This window comes from Tangfeifania diversioriginum (assembly GCF_900141875.1).
In the GTDB taxonomy this organism is placed as follows: domain Bacteria; phylum Bacteroidota; class Bacteroidia; order Bacteroidales; family Prolixibacteraceae; genus Tangfeifania; species Tangfeifania diversioriginum.
In genome coordinates, this window is sequence record NZ_FQZE01000011.1 from 105985 (window position 1) to 126643 (window position 20659).

The window sequence follows — 20659 nt, forward strand, 5'->3', positions numbered from 1 at the left end:
ATCTTGAGTTAACGAACTAAATGAAAAAAATTGTTATCCTCAATAATTGGTTAATAAGCGGTGGGGCTGAGAAACAAGGTCTTATGCTTGCCAAATTTTTAAATAAGTATTTTAAAGTTTACTATTGTGTTTATTATTCACATAAAATCGAAGAAAAGTTTATGAATGAGATAATGGAACACAATATTGAACTGATTTTATTAAAAGGCAGTCATTTAAGGAAAATAGTAAGTTTCTTTAATTTTTGTAAACAGAAGAAAATATCAGTTATTATATCTTATCTTTTTATTGGTAATTTAATTAATGCAGTTGTAGGCTCTGTTTTAAAGGTTAAGCATCGTATCGGTGGCATCAGAAATTCAAAACATTCGGTAATTAAGAATTTTATTCAGCGATTTCTCCACAATCATTTTCTTACAATGTCAATCTCCAATAGTTTCAGTGGAAAAGAGGAATGCATAAACTATGGATTCGATGCAAACAAAATGATGGTTATTCACAATTGTTTTGAGTTTAATAATAGGGCTGCGATTAAAAAAGATGAAATGTTTATTAGAGTCATTACCGTAGCCCGTTTTGTTCGTCAAAAAGATTATATGACTTCAATTAAAGCTATTCATTACGCAATAACAAACTCAAAAAATAAAAACATTCATTACACGATAATTGGGTATGGAGAATTTGAAACCAAAATTAGAAATTGGATAAATGAGTTATCTCTTACTAACAATGTATCTTTAGTCCTGAATCCTAAAAATGTGTATCAATATTTAGCAGAGTCAGATGTTTACCTGTCAACTTCACTTTTTGAAGGTTTATCCAACTCTATTATGGAAGCTATGAGTTTTTCCTTGCCAATTGTTGCTACAAATGTGGGTGATAATGAATTTCTTGTAAAAAATGGATTTAATGGATATTTGACGAAACCAGGAGATTTTGAAAATCTCGGAATGCATGTACTGGAATTATCGGAGAATGAAAAATTGAGAACTGAATTAGGTAATAATAGTTATACACATTTGAAAGAAAACTTCTCGGTTGCCAGATTTGAACATAATTACCTCACCTTAATTAATCAACTTGTACATTGAAGAAAATGAAAATTTGTGTTATCGGCACAAGAGGTTTTCCCAATATTCAGGGAGGCATTGAAACACATTGCGAAGAATTATACACAAAAATTGCAGATAATTTTAATTGTGAAATAATTGTGTTTAGGAGAAAACCCTATGTAAAAGAATATAACACAATCTATAAACAGATAAGATTTATCGATTTGTGGGTTCCTAAGAATAAATATCTGGAAACATTTTTACATTCTTTTCTCTCTACCGTTTATACCATTTTTCTAAATCCGGATATTGCTCACTATCACAATACCGGTCCGGGGGCATTTATTCCAATCTTAAAACTTTTTAATATAAAAGTTGTATTCACTTATCATAATCTTAGCTATACGCAAAAAAAGTGGAACAAAGCTTCTAAATTATTTCTTCACCTGACAGAAAGAATTAGTATCAACTTTTCAGATAGTATTATTTTTATTTCAGGTACTATGAAAAATATTTTGGTTGAAAAATATAAATTATCAAAATGGGAGATTATCAGAAACGGAATAAAAACACCTAAACGTGCTGTTCATTCTGATTATCTAGAATCATTAGGTCTTGAAAAGTATAATTATATCTTAGCAATAGGAAGGTTTTTGGAAGAGAAGGGATTTGATTATTTAATTGATGCTTATAAATTGACAGGGGTAAGTGATATTAAACTGGTAATTGCAGGAGATACAGACTATCCCACTACGTATAGCAAAAAATTAAAAAATAAAGCTAAAGCAAATAATATTATTCTTACTGGATTTATCAAAGGTGAGAAATTACAACAAATATTTTCTTTTTCGCGCCTTTATATAATGTCTTCTTTTCAGGAAGGTCTGCCAATTTCCCTTTTAGAGGCTATGAGTTACAATATAGATGTTTTGTCATCAGATATACCTCCTAACTTAGAGGTCGGACTTGAAGAAAATGATTATTTTGAGGCAGGTAATTCTGAAGTTTTGTCAAGAAAAATTTTAGCAAAATTACAAAATCCTACAGTTAGAGACTTCGATAATAAACTGAATGAAACATACAATTGGGATTCAATTGCATTATCCACTTTTAACGTATATAAAAAAACACTAAACCAATGATAAAAGGAGCAATAGTCGGACTGGGCAAAATGGGGCTTTCCCACGCAGCCATTTTGGGCGCCCAGCCTGATGCAGAAATGGTGGCCGTTTGTGATGCCTCATCGCTGGTATTAAATGCTTTTAAAAAATACAGCCAGGTAAAAACATACAGCGATTATAAGGAAATGATGAATAAGGAACCACTGGATTTTGTTTTAATCGCCACTCCAACACGATTTCATTATCCAATGGTAAAACTGGCACTGGAACGCGGATTGCATGTGTTTTGCGAAAAACCATTCAGCCTCACCGTTTCAGAAGGGGAGGAGTTAGTCAGGTTAGCTGATGAAAAGGGAGTGTTCAATCAAGTGGGGTATCATAATCATTTTATCGGAACATTCAGGGAACTAAAACGGCTGCTTCAGTCCAGGGTATTGGGCGACTTGGTTCATTTTTCAGGAGAAGCTTATGGCCCGGTGGTAGTAAAGGAAAAGGTGGGAACCTGGCGGTCGAAATCTGAGGAAGGCGGTGGATGCCTGTACGACTATGCATCGCATGTTATCAATCTGATCCAGGAAATTATTGCCCGCCCGGTAAAGGCAAGCGGCACTCAGCTAAAGCGTATATTCTCAAAAAGCGTTGAAGATGCCGTTTATGGCACTCTAATATTGGAGAACGGATTAAGTGGGATCTTGTCGGTAAACTGGAGCGATGAAACCTACCGAAAAATGTCAACATCAATCACTGTCCAGGGGAAAAACGGAAAAATAATTTGCGATGCCACAGAAATTAAAATATACCTAAACGAACCTGTTGAAAAGGAAGGCCTGGATAAAGGCTGGACCATTAAATATATCACCGACCTCGCCATTCCGGTAGATTTCTACCTTCGGGGTGAAGAGTACAGTGCGCAAATCGACAATTTTATCGATTGTATCAAGCAAAAAAAACAAACAGATTATAACTCGTTTGAACAGGGTCTTTGTACCGATAAGGTTATTGAATTAATTATAGCTGACTACAAAAAACAATAAACATGGATAAAGTTCTATTTGGCGACAACCAGTTTTTTGCGGTAAATCATGCTTCCGACGAAAAAGCAAGAGCACAGTCGATCCGTTTTAAGGAAGATTCGGCCATTATTAATGTAATCGATCAGGCCATAGATTTGGGCATCAATACCTTTATGTGCACTACGCACGACCGTATCGGAAATATATGCGACCATATGCGGGCAAATCCATTGAGGTACAAAGATTTTAATATTTATCCCTGTATGCCTTATGCGCACAAATATGCTAATGCTGTTACCGAATTGGGGATCATGGGAACAATCAAACAGTATGTCCCGGGAAATGTATTCGGTACCTTTGCCAAAGGAGGTTTTGCTTTTATCAGCAAAGACTTTAAGTCTTTGATGGAATTATTGATAGATGCCGAAATGAAAATGTTTAGGGGTATTAAAACCCCTGTAATTTTTATTCAAAATGTGCTTGTCGATTTGATTCTTGGATTAAAAATGTTTGAAGTATTTAAGGAATATGATGCATACATCCGAAAAAAGTACAATGCCGAACCGGGCTACATTACTATGAATATGCCTGCACTGCTCGATGCCTTGAACTCTGTTGGTATAGAAAATCCTATAATATGTAGTTCCATCAACAAAATTGGGTTCAGGATGAGTGGCGGCATTGAAGTTTACGAAAAATACCTAAAAGAAAAAGAATTCAGGCCTGTGGCTATGCAAGTGTTGGCTGCCGGAGCGTTACGACCTGAACAAGCCACTGAATACCTGGGCAGATTTCCGAAAATAGAATCTGTATTATTTGGTGCTTCCTCAAAAAGCCATATTGAGGAAACAAAAAGTTTAATTGAAACTCATTGTAAATAATCCCCTCCCCGGACAGGACCTTTCGCATCTAACAGAGGTTTTTACCAAACAACATTGTTTAATAAATAGTTAATAAAATGATATCCAACCGCAATATACTGATTACCGGTGGAGCAGGTTTTATTGGTTCCAACTTGTGTGAAAAATTGATTGAACTTGGCAATAAGGTAGTGTGCCTCGACAATTTTTCAACGGGTAATATGAAAAATATAGAGTTTCTGCTCCCAAATCCCAACTTTAAACTGATTACCGGTGATATCCGAAATCCGGATGATTGCAGGGAAGCCGTCCACGGAATGGATTTTGTTTTACACGAAGCCGCACTGGGATCAGTGCCGCGCTCAATAAAGGACCCGGCAACAACAAATGAAGTGAACATCAGCGGATTCCTGAATATGCTGATTGCGGCGCGAGATGCCAAGGTGAAAAGATTTGTTTATGCGGCAAGCTCTTCAACTTATGGCGATTCTGCCGGACTTCCAAAGGTGGAGGATGTAATTGGACAGCCTCTTTCCCCCTATGCCGTAACCAAATACGTAGATGAATTGTATGCAAATGTTTTTTCAAAACTTTTCAGTATCGAATGCATAGGCTTGCGCTACTTCAACGTTTTTGGGCGAAAACAGGATCCAAACGGGGCTTATGCTGCGGTAATTCCACATTTTGTGAAATTGTTGATCAGCCATCAGTCACCAGTAATTAACGGTGATGGCGAATATTCAAGAGATTTTACCTATATCGAAAATGTGATTCAGATGAATTTGCTCGCCTTAACGGTAAATAATCCGGATTCCATTAACACAGTTTATAACACGGCATACGGAGAGCGTACCACGTTAAACCAATTGGCCGGATATCTCAGAGAGTTTCTTTCTGAATACGATCCAGTCATAAAAAATATTCAATTCTTATTCGGGCCGGCCCGAAAAGGGGATATCCCCCATTCCCTCGCATCTGTGGAAAAAGCTCAAAAATTGCTGGGGTATCATCCTGAATATAACCTGCGCGATGGATTAAAGGAAGCGGTGCAATGGTATTGGGAAAACCTGAAGTAAATTAAAAAATACTAAAAATGATAGACCAGATTAAAATTGCGATAGTAGGACTTGGATATGTTGGCTTGCCACTTGCCCGGCTATTTGCAACAAAATACCCTGTGGTTGGTTTTGATATAAACAGTACCAGAGTTGCTGAAATTATGGGGGGAAACGACTCAACACTTGAAGTAGAACCGGAAAAATTAAAAAAAGTGTTGACGATAAACAATCCCACGATTACAAAAAATAACGGGGAAAATAGCCCGGGTTTGTTCTGCACAACCGATATTGGGGAAATTCAAAACTGCAATTTTTACATTGTCACTGTTCCTACACCGGTAGATCGTTATAACCATCCGGATCTGACACCTTTGATAAAAGCCAGTGAAACCATTGGGAAAGTGATATCAAAGGGTGATATTGTGGTTTACGAATCAACGGTTTACCCGGGAGCAACCGAAGAGGAGTGTATCCCCGTTGTGGAAAGAACTTCGGGATTAAAGTACAATGTTGATTTTTTTGCAGGATATTCCCCGGAACGTATAAACCCCGGAGACAAGGAGCATACGGTGGAAAAAATTAAAAAGGTTACCTCGGGTTCCACTCCCGAAACAGGCCAAATCGTTGATTCCGTTTATCGTTCTGTAATTTTGGCCGGAACACACCTTGCCCCCGCTATTAATGTGGCTGAAGCCGCCAAGGTTATTGAAAATAGTCAGCGCGACATTAATATTGCATTTGTTAATGAACTGGCAAAAATTTTTAATTTGATGAATATTGATACATCATCAGTTTTGGAAGCAGCCGGTACAAAATGGAATTTTCTGCCATTTAAACCTGGGCTGGTCGGAGGACATTGTATTGGTGTTGATCCTTTCTATCTGGCACAGAAAGCAGAGCAATTTGGCTATCATCCTGAAATTATCCTTGCCGGGCGCCGACTCAACGACAGTATGGGTAAATACGTGGTGTCTGAATTAGTTAAATTAATGATAATTAATGGATTGTCGGTAAAAGGGGCTAAGGCACTCATGTTGGGCATTACCTTCAAAGAGAATTGCCCTGATATTCGTAACACAAAAGCCATTGATATTTACCGTAACCTTCGGGAATATGGAATGGAGGTTGACGTTTATGATCCCTGGGCGGATCCCGAAGAAGTAAAAAATGAATTTCAGATTCATATGATGAGTAAATATCCGGAGGGAAATGGTTATAATGCCATTATCCTTGTCGCGGCACATCATGAATTTTTAAAGATTAATATACAAGCTCATAAATCACAGGGCTGTATTATTTACGATGTTAAAGGTTTGTTCAGTCCCGAATTAGTTGATGGAAGATTGTAAATGATAAAAAGGTTATTTTAAGGATTTTAAAACATACCTTTTTAAAATGTTTAGTATTGTTGAATCTTTAAGCGAATTAAATTTTTGACTCTATCAATTACGGAGGTTCAATTATTTGTTTATCAGTGTTTTATTGATATTTGTACTATGGTTAATTATCAACAGTAACTGAAATCAAATGAAATTAATTAAAGGATTAATTAAGCAGATATATGAAAAATTATTACTAAGAAGCAGTCCAGAAAAGAGAATTCGTTATCTGCGAAAACAAGGAGTGAAAATTGGGGAAAATTGCCTGATAAATACCATGCAGTTTTCAACCGAGCCCTATTTAATAGAAATTGGCAACCGGACGATCATTGCCAGTGATACCGAATTTTTTACACACGATGGTTCTGTTCATTGTTTCAGGGATGAATTTGATGGAATTGTTTGTGGTAAAATTAAAATTGGTAACAATGTTTTTATAGGAGCTAAAAGCATTATTTTAATGAACACAACCATTGGGGACAATTGCATTGTCGGAGCCGGTAGTGTTGTCCGGGGTAATTTTCCCGATAATTCAGTTATTATGGGAAATCCAGCCAAAGTGGTGTCAAATTTTCACATTCAGAAATTGATTTTTCGCAATAGCAAAGGCTATTTGAATACGACCAACCTGTCGCCATCCGAAAAAGAAAGATTAATTAAAAAACACTTTGGTGTAGAATAAATTTATTTATAAATTTTCAATTTGTAGTAACATGAAATTCAATTACTTAATACTTGGAGGTGCAATTTTACTGGTGGCCATCTTATTATTCAGGTTTTTTAACAAGAAGGAATCAGGTAATGAGTATAAAATCCTCTTTCTCCATCACAGCACCGGAAATATCATTAAAAATGCCGGCTCCCCACCAATTCGTTACATTGGGAAGCTGATAAATCAAAAATCGTTTGTGGCAAAGTGGCTGGAAGATTATAACGAAAAGCATGGAACCAACTATGTTTTTGAGGAACAATTTTTCCCCAAAAAAAAGCCTTATGGCTGGAATAATTACCCGTATGATTATTACAACATCTGGGTAAAGAATGCCGGTGAAGCACCTTATATGAATGAACCCACCCTTGAGATACTCACAAAAAAATACAACATGATTGTATTCAAACATTGTTTCCCGGTTAGTGATATCGATGAGGATATCAATCAACCTGATATCAATTCCCCGGAAAAAAGGATCGAGAACTACAAACTTCAGTATAACGCTCTGAAACAAAAAATGCTGGAGTTTCCCGATACTAAATTCCTGGTATGGACGGGGGCCGCACGGGTCGAAAAAAGCATAACTAAGGAAAGAGCGCAAAGGGCGAAATCTTTTTTTGACTGGGTTCGAAAAGAGTGGGATACCCCAGACGATAACATCTATATCTGGGATTTTTATGATATTGAAACTGAAGGTGATCTTTATTTAAAACCGGAATATGCAAGTAGCCCGACAGATTCCCATCCAAATAAGATATTAGCCGAAAAAGCTGCTCCTCTTTTGTGTCAACGGATTGTTGAGATAACCAAGTTGAGCAAACAGGATTCTTCAGAAGTTGACATGTTGCATGAAAACGTTGCGAAAGTAAAGTAACTTTAAAGATTATAAGAAAATAAAACAAGCAAACTCATTACAGATGAAAGAAAAAGCTATATCTATTTTTGTTTTTAGCCTGTTTTTTATCTTCCCAATTCAGAATTGTTTTTCGGGCCATAGCAACGAAGAAATTGATCAGAATATTTCACAGGATTTTCCCGATGAAATCATATTTTACACCACCGGCAGCTCTTTTTCACCTGTGCTGACCTTGCGTGCCGATGCCGAGGTTACCTGGACATGGGCTGACAGCACCACGAGTAATTCGCCTGCGCCAGAGAAAGATTACGGGTCAAATGCGTTAAGGGCTAACAGGGTAAAGGTTACTCCCTGGAGTGCAGTGCGGCGTATAAACATAGGATACGATGCAGGAGATGATGGCACTCCTGATATAGAACTTGTTGAAGATCAGAGAGTTTATTCGGTCGAGAATCTCCACCTGGTTGCTCCTTATTTAAAAGAATGGTGTTCCTCTTACAACGATATTACTGAATTGGACTTCAGTAACTTTACCGAACTGGAAACGATAGAATGCTTCCTTTCAACTACGCTGGAGGAAGTTAATCTTACCAATACAAATAAATTAAAGCGAGCATGCTTTGAATTTAATGGCTTAAAAAATCTTGACTTGAGCGATTCTCCTCTCTTGCAGGATTTACGTGCGGCTGCCAATAGCTATACTACAATCACATTGCCTAATGAGACTGACAGTTTATGGCATTTATGTGTTCATCATAATGATTTCTTCAATCAGCACTTTTTTAATGATATGAGCCGATACCCCAATATTGCGGATTTGTTAATAGAATATACCAACCAGCAAGGGGAATTAGTCATTCAAAAATCAAATCCAAACAGGAATATTGAGATTCGTGCATTTGGGAATGAATATACTTCTGTCGATTTTCGGGGAGCTCTTAAAAATGAATATCTTTGGGGAATTGTGGATATGGATCATAACGAGCTTAGCGAAGTAAATATTGAAGGATGCGTTCAGATTAAACAACTGGACCTGAGTTACAATAAACTTACTTCTGCAGGAATCGATGATGTATTAAGGCAAATGGATGAGCTTGGTACTGATCCCCAAAACGGCACTATTGATTTACGCAACAATCAGCCGCCAACCTATACAGGGTGGGTTCATAAAAACAATCTGGAAAACAAAGGATGGACCGTATCTACGGATTTATATGTGCCCGTGGGAAGCATTTCAATAACCGGAGGGAATACAATATCAACCGATAACAGCACCTTGCAATTAGAGGCAGAAGTCATGCCCGCCGATGCAACAAACAAAACAGTAGCCTGGTCGGTCAGCAATGAAACAGGAAGGGCGACCATAAACGCTTCGGGGCTACTAACAGCCGAAAAGGACGGGACAGTCACAGTTGTCGCCACTGCTGTTGACGGCTCCGGAGTCACCGGAGACCTTCAGGTAACCATCTCGAACCAGGTTATTCCCGTGGAAAGCATTTCAATAACCGGAGGGAATACAATATCAACCGATAACGGCACCTTGCAATTAGAGGCAGAGGTCATTCCCGCCGATGCAACAAACAAAACAGTAACCTGGTCGGTCAGCAATGAAACAGGAAGGGCGACCATAAACGCTTCGGGGCTACTAACAGCTGAAAAGGACGGGACAGTCACAGTTGTCGCCACTGCTGTTGACGGCTCCGGAGTCACCGGAGACCTTCAAGTAACCATCTCGAACCAGGTTATTCCCGTAGAAAGCATTTCAATAACCGGAGGGAATACAATATCAACCGATAACGGCACATTGCAATTAGAGGCAGAAGTCATGCCCGCCGATGCAACAAACAAAACAGTAGCCTGGTCGGTCAGCAATGAAACAGGAAGGGCGACCATAAACGCTTCGGGGCAGCTAACTGCCGAAAAGGACGGGACAGTCACAGTTGTTGCCACTGCTGCTGACGGCTCCGGAGTCACCGGAGACCTTCAGGTAACCATCTCGAACCAGGTTATTCACGTGGAAAGCATTTCAATAATCGGAGGGAATACAATATCAACCGATAACGGCACCTTGCAATTAGAGGCAGAGGTCATTCCCGCCGATGCAACAAACAAAACAGTAGCCTGGTCGGTCAGCAATGAAACAGGAAGTGCGACCATAAACGCTTCGGGGCAGCTAACTGCCGAAAAGGACGGGACAGTCACAGCTGTTGCCACTGCTGCTGACGGCTCCGGAGTCACCGGGGAACTGCAAATTACCATTTCGAATCAAAAGATTCTTGTTGAAAGTATTGAGATAATCAGTACTATTTCAGGTGATACAATTAGAGGTATTGGGAGACAGGTACAATTTGATGTAATTTTAACCCCCTCTGACGCAACAAATCAAAACATTGAGTGGTCGGTTGAAAATATTACAGGGGAGGCCATTATAGACAGTACGGGATTATTGACAACACAATATCCGGGGGTGGTTAAAGTTATTGCAAAGGCAACTGATGAATCAAATCATACAAGTACGAAGGAATATGTTATTGTAATCCCTCTTGGTATAGAACTCAATTCATCCAAGTTAGGTGTTAAAATTTTCCCAAATCCTACGGAAGGAGAGATGAAAATTCAAATTGAGGGTATTTCTGATCAGGGAGCTGATATTGAAATTTGGGATCCCTCAGGTCGATTACTTATGAAGAGAAAAGTTTTTGAAAAACTTTCATACTTTTCATTGGAAAGTTTTGGAGGCAATAATTTCCTCATAATTATTAGAACTAATAATGAACTAATAGTTCACAAAGTCATTAAAAACCGCTGATGATAGAGTGTCATTTGGCTATTAGTTTTTTTGATCTCTAAAAGAAAAAACAACAGTTTTTCAGTTTTCAATTTATTTTACATACTAAACCATTACAGATGAAAGAAAAAGCAATAACTATTTTTATTTCCAGCCTGTTTTTTATTTTTCCAATCCAGGATTGTTTTTCGGGTCTTAACAACGAAGAAACAAACCAGAATATCGCACAGGATTTTTCCGATGAAATCATTTTTTACACTACTGGCAGTTCTTTTTCACCTGTGCTAACCTTGCAAGCCGACGCAGAGGTTACCTGGACATGGGCTGATGGCACCACGAGTAATTCGCCTGCACCAACGAAAGATTACGAGTCAAATGCGTTAAGAGCCAACAGGCTAAAGGTTACTCCCTGGAGTGCAGTGCGGCGTATAAACATAGGATACGATGCAGGAGATGATGGATCCCCGGATATAGAACTTGTTGAAGATCAAAAAGTTTCTTCGGTCGAGAACCTCCACCTGGTTGCTCCTTATTTAAAAGAATGGTGTTCTTCCTACAACGATATTACTGAATTGGATTTCAGTAACTTCGCAGAACTGGAAACGATAGAATGCTTCCTTTCGACTACGCTGGAAGAAGTTAATCTTACCAATACAAATAAATTAAAGCGAGCATGCTTTGATTTTAACAACTTACAAACTCTTGATTTGAGCGATTCGCCTCACTTACAGGATTTACGTGCATCTGACAATAGCTTTACTGCTGTTACATTACCTGATAAGACGGATAGTTTGTGGCATTTATGTATTCATCATATCGATTTCTCCAATCAGCATTTTTTTAATGATATGAGTGGATACCCCAATATTGCGGAACTGTTAATAGACAATAACAACCAGCAGGGAGAATTAGTTATACCAAAATCAAATCCAAACAGGCATATTGAGATACGTGCATATGGGAATGAATATACTTCTGTTGATTTTAGGGGAGCTTTTAAAAATGAATATCTTTGGGGAATTGTGGATTTGGACCATAATGAACTCAGCGAAGTAAATATTGCAGGTTGCGTTCAGATTAAAGAATTAGACTTAAGTTTTAATAAGCTTACTTCTGCAGGAATCGATGATGTATTGAGGCAAATGGATGAGCTTGGTACTGATCCCCAAAACGGCACCATTGATTTACGCAATAACCAACCGCCAACCGAAGAAGGATGGATTTATAAAACCAATCTTGAAAATAAAGGATGGACTGTTTACACGGATGTGTATGTGCCGGTGAAAAGTATTTCGATTAGCGGGGGCAACACAATTTCAACTAATAACGGAATTCTGCAATTACAGGCAGAAGTCCTGCCCGCTAATGCTACAACTAAAACGGTAAACTGGTCAGTTATTAATGAAACAGGAAGCGCTACCATAAACTCTTCCGGGTTGCTCACTGCTGAAAAAGAAGGGATTGTCCGGGTAATCGCAAGTGCTACCGACAGCTCAGGAGTGACAGGTGAACTACAAATAACCATTAAGAACCAGACGATTCTGGTTAAGAAACTGGAGATAATCAGCAATATTCCGGGTGATACAATTAGAGGTATTGGAAAACAGGTACAATTTGATGTAATCCTAACTCCCTCAGACGCAACAAATCAAAAGACGGATTGGTTTGTCGAAAATATTACAGGAGAGGCCATTATAGACAGCACGGGATTATTGACAACACAAAACCCAGGTATGGTTAAAGTTATTGCAATGGCTACCGATGAATCAAAATATACTAGTACGAAGGAGTATTTCATTGCTATCCCGGTTGGCGTAAAACTCCGTTCATCCCAGCCAGGTGTTAAAGTCTTTCCAAATCCGACGGACGGAGAGATAAAAATTCAAATTGATCGTATTTCTGACCAGGGAGCCTCCATTGAAATTCGGGATTTCTCAGGTCGGTTACTTATGAAAAAGGAAGTGTTTGATAAACTTTCAAACTTATCGTTAGTGAATTTTGAAGGCAATAATTTCCTCATTATTGTTGATGCAAATAATGAATTAACGGTTCAAAAAGTCATTAAAAAATAGTTAGTCGCTGATAATATAACAGAATTGGGCTGTTTGGGGATTTTTATTTATAAGGTGCAGATTTTAAGTTAAGAACAACCATACTACGAAATGTAAATTTTAACACTATGAACCTGAAAAACAATAAATCATTTTCACAAGAAATTTTGAAAATTGAAAATGTAGAAGAAGAAGTAAACAGGATATCAAAAAGGTTAAAAAAAGATATCACTGAAATTTTAAAACGCAAAGGGGCAGTAGTTGGAATAAGTGGAGGCGTTGACTCTTCGTTAACCCTTGCCCTGGCAGTAAAAGCACTTGGTTCCGAAAATGTAATTGGTATCATGTTGCCTGAAAAAGACTCCAGTGGTGAAAGCATCGCTTTTGCACAAAAATTGGCTGAAAAATTCAATGTTCAAACCATTGAAGAAAACATTACAGGTGCCTTAAAAGGATTTGGTTGTTATAAAAGAAGAGACGAGGCGGTGGTTCGTGTATTTCCGGAATACAATCCAGATACCTACAAAATGAAAATTGGAATTGATAAACGTAGTTTAAATCAATCGTTGCCACCGGTATTTACAATTACAATAGTTAATAGTAATGGTACAGAAAAACGGAAGATCTTACCCATAAAGGAGTACCTTCAGATAGTTGCCGCATCGAATTTTAAACAACGCAGCCGGATGTCTATGCTATACTATCATGCAGAGAAGTTACATTATGCCGTAGTTGGAACCCCAAACAAACACGAGGTAGAACAAGGATTTTTTGTAAAATATGGTGATGGAGGAGCGGACATAATGCCTATTGCGCATTTATATAAATCGCAGGTTTATCAATTAGCGGAGCATGTGGGTGTCCCAAATGAGATTATCAAGCGCACACCAACAACAGACACCTACTCTGCCGAACAAACCCAGGAGGAGTTTTTCTTCCAGCTGCCTCATCAGGAAATGGATTTAATTTGGTATGGCATGGAAAACAAAATATCCCCTGATAAAGTTGGAGAAGCTTTGGGAAAATCGGCTGAATATATAGAAATAGCGTATAAAAGTCTTGAAAGGAAAAAAAGGACAACTGAATATTTAAGGATGCAACCTCTAAAATATTAGGAAAATGAACAGTATTGACTACCTTTTCGAAAATACATACGCGTTGGAGAAGGATTTTATTTTAGGTCCTCAGGAAAAGTGTTCCTATGCAACCCTATTCGAAAGTTCATATAGATTAGCAGCATATTTGCAAAAATATGTAGGGCAAAATAATAACATTATTCTCATAGCTCAAAATAGCCTGTTTTTTGTTATAGCCTATCTGGCCATTATCAAGTCAGGAAATACTTGTATCCCCTTAAATCCAACGGTCGAACAAAAGAATTTTGATTTTATTCGAGAAAAGACAAAATGTTCTTTGGGGTTTATTGCGAAAAAGGGAGTTCAAAAACTAAATGTAAAAATCGATATAATTTCGGAAGAGAATCTTGAACTAATAATAAATGGCAAAACAACAGAACGTTGTGAGATAGAAAAAGATTTTGATGAAAACCGTGTGGCCGAAATAATATTTACCTCAGGCTCCACATCCACTCCCAAAGGCGTTATATTAACGCATAAAAATATAATTGCCAATACAAATTCAATTATTCAATATCTGGAATTAGAAGAGAATGATATAATGCTGGTTGTTTTACCATTCTTTTATTGCTACGGCCTTTCACTGTTGCATACCCACCTGCGGGTTGGAGGCCAATTGGTTTTAAATAATAACTTTATCTTCCTGGCATCAACAATAAATAATATTAACAAATATAATTGTACAGGTTTTGCCGGTGTTCCAAGTCATTTTCAAATTTTGTTAAGAAAAAACAATCTTTTCAAAAACACAGAATTCCCTTCGCTTCGATATGTAACCCAGGCTGGTGGCAAATTGCATAATACTTTTATCAAAGAATTTATCCATTCTTTTCCAAATATTCAGTTTTATACCATGTATGGTCAGACTGAAGCTACCGCCCGTTTATCGTACCTGCCTCCAGCGAAACTAAAAGAGAAATTAGGTTCAATTGGCAAAGGAATTCCCGGAGTCGAATTAAGAGTAGTAAACTCTAATGGAGACATAGTATCTAAGGGAGAAGTGGGTGAAATTATAGCAAAGGGGGATAATGTTATGTCGGGGTATTTTGAAGATGCAACAGAAACAAATACAACTCTTCGAAACGGTTGGCTATACACCGGTGACCTGGCTAAAATTGACGACGAGGGTTATATATATCTTGTCTCAAGAAAAAAGGAAATTATTAAAATTGGAGGCAACAGGCTAAGTCCCAAAGAAGTAGAAGAGGTTGTCAATATGATTCCGGGCGTTATAGATACTACTATAACGGCTGTAAAGGATGATACTTTTACGCATGCTTTAAAGGCAACAATAATAGTATCAGATGGCGCTATGGATTTAACTGAAGAAGTCGTGAAGCAGCACTGCGCCAATAATCTATCCAATTTTAAAATACCTTCTGTAATTCAGTTTGAAACTGAAATGAAATTTAGTGCAACGGGAAAAAAAATCAATGAAAATGAACTGTCAAATTAGCAACTTATTAAAAAAACAAAATTATGGAAAAATTACTTCAAATACAGGAAAAGATAAGAGCGTTTATCGTGAAGGCTTCTTATGCTGAAGATGGAAAAATCGATAATGACACCTTGATTTTTGAACAAGGAGTTATGGATTCGATGGGTTTTATGTCGATTATTGGATTTATAGAAGAAGAATTTTCAGTTACACCTTCAGGTGGAGAACTAACAGAAGAAAATTTTGAATCGATAGATGCAATTTCAAATTTTGTACAAAGAAAACTTCAGTCATAAAGCCTGAACTATTCATAAATTTTAAAAATATGAATAAAGTTCAGGTTAATCCCGACTTAGATGAAGTTGAACTTTTAAAAAAAAGTTTTACTGAATCTTAGTCGTCCCGATAGTCATCGGGAGAGATAGGGATTATTTGTGAATAATCCGGGAAAGCGTTTCACTTCATAATCTGTTTGCAACTTTCATTAAAAATATTGAAACATGTTTTGTAAACCCCAACGCTTGTTGGGAGAAGCTTTGGAGTTTTCGGCAAGGAAACATCCGGATAAAACGGTGGTAATTTATAGGGGAAAAACCTATAACTACCAGTCGTTGGAAAAGTCCGCCGGCAATTTAGCTTTTTATCTTGTAAAAGAGGGGATAAAAAAAGGAGACCGTGTGGCAATATTTTTGAATAATTGCTGGCAAAGCGCGGTTTCCGTTTATGGAATCACACTTGCAGGAGGTGTTTTTCTTGTAATAAATCCAAACACAAAAGCTGAAAAGCTAAATTATATATTGAAGGATTGCAGCGCAAAAATGGTTATTTCTGAAAGTCAGCTTTTGGGTGAGCTTTCAGTTGCGCTAAATGAATTAGAGTCTGTGGAGCAGGTTATTATTACAGGTGAAATTCATGCTGAATTAAATAATGGTAAAGCGTATAATAATTTTGAACAAATTATTCAAACAAATGATCACGAAGCTAATTTGCCCCGTATCATCCCAAATGATTTGGCAGCCTTAATTTACACTTCAGGCAGCACTGGATTTCCAAAGGGAGTGATGATGACACACCAGGCAATGGTCTTTACTTCATGGAGCCTTGTGGAGTATCTTCGGTTAACCGAGGCAGACCGTATAATGTTGGTATTACCATTAGCATTTGACTACGGACTTTACCAATTAATTATGGCTGTTACAATAGGGGGAACTTTAATTGTTGATAACTCTTTTAGTTTTCCTCCTGAAGTATTTAAACAAGTTGAGATGTATAAACCAACTGTTTTCCCTGGTGTCCCCTCAATTTATGCTTTGATGATTTCGATGCATAAGAAAACCGGAATCACTTTTGAAAGCATCAAAAAAATAACAAATACCGCGGCAGTCCTTCCTGGAGAATTTATTGTTGATTTAAAAAATATATTTCCTAATTCACTTATATTCAAAATGTATGGGCTCACTGAATGCAAAAGAGTTTGTTATCTGGAACCTGAGCTAATTGATGTGAAAACCAGTTCTGTGGGGAAAGCTATTCCCGGAACAGAAGTTTTGCTTTTATCTGCAGATGGTAACCCGGTTCTTCCGAACGAGCCCGGGATATTGTATGTCAGGGGGCCGCACGTAATGTCCGGGTACTGGAATAATGAAGAGTTGAGTAAGCAAATGTTGAAACCGGGGCCTGTTCCTGGTGAGAGAATGTTGTGTGCGCAGGACTTATTTAAAATGGATGAGGAAGGTTTCCTGTACTTTCTGGGAAGAAGCGATGATATTATTAAAACCATGGGAGAAAAAGTTAGTCCGGTTGAAGTGGAAAATGTGATATATAAAATTGAAGGGGTAAAAGAAGTTGCAGTATTAGGTGCTGCTGATCCAGTACTGGGTGAATCCGTAATTGCATTTGTAACAACACACAACAATGAGCTATTTAATGAAAAGGAGATTCGAAAAGTATGTTCGTCAAAACTTGAACCGTTTATGGTTCCCCATAAAATTATTTTAGTAGAAGAAATGCCCAAGAACAGTAATGGTAAAATAGATAAAGCGGAGCTAAAAAAAAGACTTTTAGTTCATTAAAATGGAGGAATTGTTCATTAAAATCAGTCGGGAATTACGGCATAGCCTTATTTTTCTAAAGGATAAACCTGAAGAAAACATTGATTCAACAATAAGGGCATTGTGGCACAAAGCATATGGGAATTCTGTTTCTGCTGAAAAAGCAGTGCATCTCCCACTTCCTCAACTGTCAGTAAATCAGGAGAATATATTGCAGCAACTGGTCCAACAACGTATGAGAGGGATTCCGCTTGCTCATCTGACTGGTCGCCAAAACTTTATGGGCATTGAATTTAAATGTGATCCCCGGGCGCTAATCCCCAGAAAAGAAACTGAAATTTTAGGGCGAAAATCACATGAGATTTGCCTAAAACTGTCAAAAGAAAAATCGGTTATTGCTATCTTCGATGTCTGTTGCGGATCGGGGAACCTTGGGTTGGCACTCGCCAGTAAACATCCAAATGTAAAAGTATATTTATCGGATCTTTCTCCTGGGGCAGTTGAACTGACAAAAGAGAATATTGATTTTTTAAAATTAGGGCATAAAGCAACAGCTAAACAAAGTGATTTGTTTGCAGGTTTTGACTCAGCGAAATATTGGGGCCAAATCGATTTGATTGTATGTAATCCGCCCTATATTTCATCATCAAAAGTTCCTAAAATGAATCCTGAAATTGCATCTCACGAACCTGCTTTGGCTTTTGATGGTGGAATGATGGGAATTAAACTAATTCAAAAATTAATTAGAGAATCACCAAAATTTCTTTCTGAAAATGGGTGGTTAATTTTCGAAGTTGGTGTTGGGCAAGGCTCCTTTATCCTTCAAATTTGTGAGAAATCAGGAGACTGGGAATTTGTTACCTCTGCAAAAGATACCTCAGGAAATATAAGGGTTATAGCTGCCTGCTGTAAATAAAAACACCCATTTCTCTACCGCCATATTTAAAATATAAATAAAACAACCAGATACTATGTGTGGAATCGCCGGAATCTACAATTATCAATCGTCAAAAGAGCCATCAACGGAAGGGATTGTAAAAAATATGCTTTCGCTGATTAAACATCGGGGACCCGACGAGAGTGGTATTTTGCAGGATTCAAATGTGGGAATGGGCAGTGTTCGGTTAAGTATTATAGATCTTACCTCCGGCCAACAGCCTATGTCGGATCAATCGGGCAGATACTGGATCGTTTATAATGGAGAAATATTTAACTATACTGAATTAAGGTCAGAATTAATAACAAAAGGTGTTCGGTTTAAAACGACGAGCGATACCGAGGTAGTGGTACAAATGTATGCCACTTATGGAGCAGATTGTTTAAAGTACTTTAATGGTCAGTTTGCATTTTGTATTTGGGACAGAAATAAAAAAGAATTGTTCCTGGCGCGCGATCGGGTTGGTATCCGCCCGCTTTTTTACTGGCACCAAAACAATTCCTTTGCCTTTTGTTCTGAAATAAAAGGACTGCTTTCACTGGAACATGTAGAAAGATCTTTGGATGAGGAAAGTCTTTCTCAAATCTTTACTTACTGGACAACTCTAACACCCAAAACTCCTTTTAAAGGTATTTTTGAATTACAGCCCGGACATTACATGCACGTGAGTTCAAGAGGAATCCAAATCAATAAGTATTGGAGCCTGGATTACACCTCCACAAAAGAACCAATTGTCAAGAATTTGTCGGACTCGATTGAAGAATTAGACAATTTACTCGACGATGCAGTAAAAATAAGATTAAAAGCTGATGTTCCGGTTGGTGCATATTTAAGTGGCGGACTCGATTCAAGTGTTACAACTTCTTATATTAAAAAAATTGAACCAAACGTTTTAAATACATTTTCAATAGGATTTTCTGAAAAAGCTTATGATGAATCAGGTTATCAAAGTGAAGCGGCAAATTTTTTTAATACAAATCACATCGCTTTTTCCTGTACTTCAGAAGAATTGGCCGGAAGTTTTGCCCAAACAATTTGGCACACTGAATTTCCAATTTTGAGAACTTCCCCTATCCCTATGTTCTTGTTATCAAAAAAGGTGCGTGAGAACAATATTAAAGTTGTAATAACCGGCGAAGGCGCAGATGAATTTTTTGGCGGATATAATATCTTTAAAGAAACAAAAATCAGAAGGTTTTGGGCCTCGCAGCCCAATTCCAAAATCCGCCCGAAATTACTGACAAAACTTTATCCTTATATTCCACTGGTAAAAGATGCACCGGAAATTTCATTAAAAATGTTTTTTGGTTACAAATTAAGCGAAACTGAAAATCCGGCGTATTCTCACTTGCTACGTTGGAATAATACAAGCCGGTTGAAATCTTTTTTTTCTGATGATATTATCTCTTCGCAGAACAGCAACAGTTCGCCTGGTGCATTAAAAGCACTCCCTGACGGTTTCGCCCGGTGGAGCGGACTCGCCAAGGCTCAGTACCTTGAAGCAACTATTTTTATGTCCGGGTATCTGTTATCCTCCCAGGGCGATCGAATGGCGATGGGGAATTCTGTGGAAGGACGTTACCCGTTTTTAGACCATCGTCTTATTGAATTCAGCTCAAAATTACCCGACAATTTTAAATTGAATTGCCTGAATGAAAAATTCATATTAAAAAAACTGAGCGTTGGAAAAATTCCTGCTTCAATAACAAACAGGTCAAAACAGGCCTACCGCGCACCTGTTTCAACAAGTCTGTATAACTTTAAAACTCCGGATCATTTTAATGATTTCCTCTCAGATGAATCAATTATTTCCTATGGAATTTTTAACCTGAAAAAAGTAAAAACATTTCTTGCTAAATTAGAACAACAAGATACTATTTCGGAAATTGATCAAATGGCTTTGGTTGGCATTTTATCGACTCAAATGTTATATAAAATGTTTATTAAAGAACCAATCACTCCCAATAGCGGTGAATTAAAAAATTGCAGAATAATTAATAGCTTAAAATCTGATTAGGTATTATTCATATTGTGGTTTTATACTCCGGGGCTTGGAGCCGGAAATAATAATGTCTGCAAAGCAAACTTTTTTTGATACCTCGATGGCCCTGTCTTGGGGTAGTTTATCCAAAAACATAGCTTGAAGTCAGGGATTAGCGAAAAACTTGTTTTCGCCTTGTAAATCTTGTCCCATTTATAGAAAATAT

General features: G+C 37.6%; 16 protein-coding genes. All 16 read left to right on the plus strand.

The window, feature by feature from the left end; translation table 11 throughout:
• Window positions 1-20: 20 nt before the first annotated feature.
• The gene (locus BUC07_RS09025) at window positions 21-1091 is read left to right on the plus strand and encodes a glycosyltransferase (protein WP_073168546.1); all 1071 of its coding nucleotides are present in this window, start codon (window positions 21-23) and stop codon (window positions 1089-1091) included.
• A gap of 5 nt (window positions 1092-1096) precedes the next feature.
• Window positions 1097-2194 (plus strand): glycosyltransferase family 4 protein, encoded by a 1098-nt coding sequence (locus BUC07_RS09030; protein ID WP_073168598.1) that lies wholly within the window; start codon window positions 1097-1099, stop codon window positions 2192-2194.
• Window positions 2191-3207, plus strand: a complete 1017-nt coding sequence (locus BUC07_RS09035) for a Gfo/Idh/MocA family protein (protein WP_073168548.1) — start codon at window positions 2191-2193, stop codon at window positions 3205-3207. The genes BUC07_RS09030 and BUC07_RS09035 overlap by 4 nt, the downstream gene beginning before the upstream one ends.
• Window positions 3208-3209: 2 nt before the next feature.
• Window positions 3210-4067, plus strand: a complete 858-nt coding sequence (locus tag BUC07_RS09040) for a hypothetical protein (RefSeq protein ID WP_217652670.1) — start codon at window positions 3210-3212, stop codon at window positions 4065-4067.
• A 77-nt stretch (window positions 4068-4144) separates the two neighbouring features.
• On the plus strand, window positions 4145-5122 hold the full coding sequence (locus BUC07_RS09045) for an SDR family oxidoreductase (protein WP_175552504.1): 978 nt from the start codon (window positions 4145-4147) through the stop codon (window positions 5120-5122).
• A gap of 17 nt (window positions 5123-5139) precedes the next feature.
• Window positions 5140-6453, plus strand: a complete 1314-nt coding sequence (locus BUC07_RS09050) for a nucleotide sugar dehydrogenase (RefSeq protein WP_175552505.1) — start codon at window positions 5140-5142, stop codon at window positions 6451-6453.
• 178 nt (window positions 6454-6631) lie between these two features.
• A complete protein-coding gene (locus BUC07_RS21460) occupies window positions 6632-7165 on the plus strand; it encodes an acyltransferase (RefSeq protein ID WP_073168551.1) in 534 nt (177 codons plus the stop codon).
• A 31-nt stretch (window positions 7166-7196) separates the two neighbouring features.
• Window positions 7197-8069: a hypothetical protein gene (locus BUC07_RS09060; protein ID WP_073168553.1), complete on the plus strand. Its 873-nt coding sequence runs from the start codon at window positions 7197-7199 to the stop codon at window positions 8067-8069.
• A gap of 43 nt (window positions 8070-8112) precedes the next feature.
• A complete protein-coding gene (locus BUC07_RS09065; protein WP_073168555.1) occupies window positions 8113-10860 on the plus strand; it encodes an Ig-like domain-containing protein in 2748 nt (915 codons plus the stop codon).
• Window positions 10861-10958: 98 nt separating this feature from the next.
• Entirely contained in the window at window positions 10959-12911 is a 1953-nt protein-coding gene (locus BUC07_RS09070; protein WP_073168556.1) for an Ig-like domain-containing protein, read from the plus strand.
• Window positions 12912-13018: 107 nt separating this feature from the next.
• Entirely contained in the window at window positions 13019-14005 is a 987-nt protein-coding gene (gene nadE, locus BUC07_RS09075; protein WP_073168558.1) for an NAD(+) synthase, read from the plus strand.
• Window positions 14006-14009: 4 nt separating this feature from the next.
• Window positions 14010-15482, plus strand: coding sequence for a class I adenylate-forming enzyme family protein (locus BUC07_RS09080; protein ID WP_073168560.1), 1473 nt, complete (start codon window positions 14010-14012; stop codon window positions 15480-15482).
• A 23-nt stretch (window positions 15483-15505) separates the two neighbouring features.
• Window positions 15506-15760 (plus strand): acyl carrier protein, encoded by a 255-nt coding sequence (locus BUC07_RS09085; protein WP_073168562.1) that lies wholly within the window; start codon window positions 15506-15508, stop codon window positions 15758-15760.
• Between the two features lie 225 nt (window positions 15761-15985).
• A complete protein-coding gene (locus BUC07_RS09090; protein ID WP_217652671.1) occupies window positions 15986-17536 on the plus strand; it encodes a class I adenylate-forming enzyme family protein in 1551 nt (516 codons plus the stop codon).
• Between the two features lies 1 nt (window position 17537).
• A complete protein-coding gene (prmC, locus tag BUC07_RS09095; RefSeq protein WP_073168565.1) occupies window positions 17538-18431 on the plus strand; it encodes a peptide chain release factor N(5)-glutamine methyltransferase in 894 nt (297 codons plus the stop codon).
• 55 nt (window positions 18432-18486) lie between these two features.
• Window positions 18487-20469, plus strand: coding sequence for an asparagine synthase (glutamine-hydrolyzing) (gene asnB / locus BUC07_RS09100; protein WP_073168567.1), 1983 nt, complete (start codon window positions 18487-18489; stop codon window positions 20467-20469).
• Window positions 20470-20659: the final 190 nt, after the last annotated feature.

Bases quoted from the DNA above. Each gene is read 5' to 3' on its own strand.
- BUC07_RS09065 (WP_073168555.1), top strand. From the start codon at position 8,113: ATGAAAGAAAAAGCTATATCTATTTTTGTTTTTAGCCTGTTTTTTATC.
- prmC (WP_073168565.1), top strand. From the start codon at position 17,538: ATGGAGGAATTGTTCATTAAAATCAGTCGGGAATTACGGCATAGCCTT.
- BUC07_RS09085 (WP_073168562.1), top strand. From the start codon at position 15,506: ATGGAAAAATTACTTCAAATACAGGAAAAGATAAGAGCGTTTATCGTG.
- asnB (WP_073168567.1), top strand. From the start codon at position 18,487: ATGTGTGGAATCGCCGGAATCTACAATTATCAATCGTCAAAAGAGCCA.
- BUC07_RS09025 (WP_073168546.1), top strand. From the start codon at position 21: ATGAAAAAAATTGTTATCCTCAATAATTGGTTAATAAGCGGTGGGGCT.
- BUC07_RS09060 (WP_073168553.1), top strand. From the start codon at position 7,197: ATGAAATTCAATTACTTAATACTTGGAGGTGCAATTTTACTGGTGGCC.
- BUC07_RS09045 (WP_175552504.1), top strand. From the start codon at position 4,145: ATGATATCCAACCGCAATATACTGATTACCGGTGGAGCAGGTTTTATT.
- BUC07_RS09070 (WP_073168556.1), top strand. From the start codon at position 10,959: ATGAAAGAAAAAGCAATAACTATTTTTATTTCCAGCCTGTTTTTTATT.
- BUC07_RS09080 (WP_073168560.1), top strand. From the start codon at position 14,010: ATGAACAGTATTGACTACCTTTTCGAAAATACATACGCGTTGGAGAAG.
- BUC07_RS09050 (WP_175552505.1), top strand. From the start codon at position 5,140: ATGATAGACCAGATTAAAATTGCGATAGTAGGACTTGGATATGTTGGC.
- BUC07_RS09030 (WP_073168598.1), top strand. From the start codon at position 1,097: ATGAAAATTTGTGTTATCGGCACAAGAGGTTTTCCCAATATTCAGGGA.
- BUC07_RS09035 (WP_073168548.1), top strand. From the start codon at position 2,191: ATGATAAAAGGAGCAATAGTCGGACTGGGCAAAATGGGGCTTTCCCAC.
- nadE (WP_073168558.1), top strand. From the start codon at position 13,019: ATGAACCTGAAAAACAATAAATCATTTTCACAAGAAATTTTGAAAATT.
- BUC07_RS21460 (WP_073168551.1), top strand. From the start codon at position 6,632: ATGAAATTAATTAAAGGATTAATTAAGCAGATATATGAAAAATTATTA.
- BUC07_RS09040 (WP_217652670.1), top strand. From the start codon at position 3,210: ATGGATAAAGTTCTATTTGGCGACAACCAGTTTTTTGCGGTAAATCAT.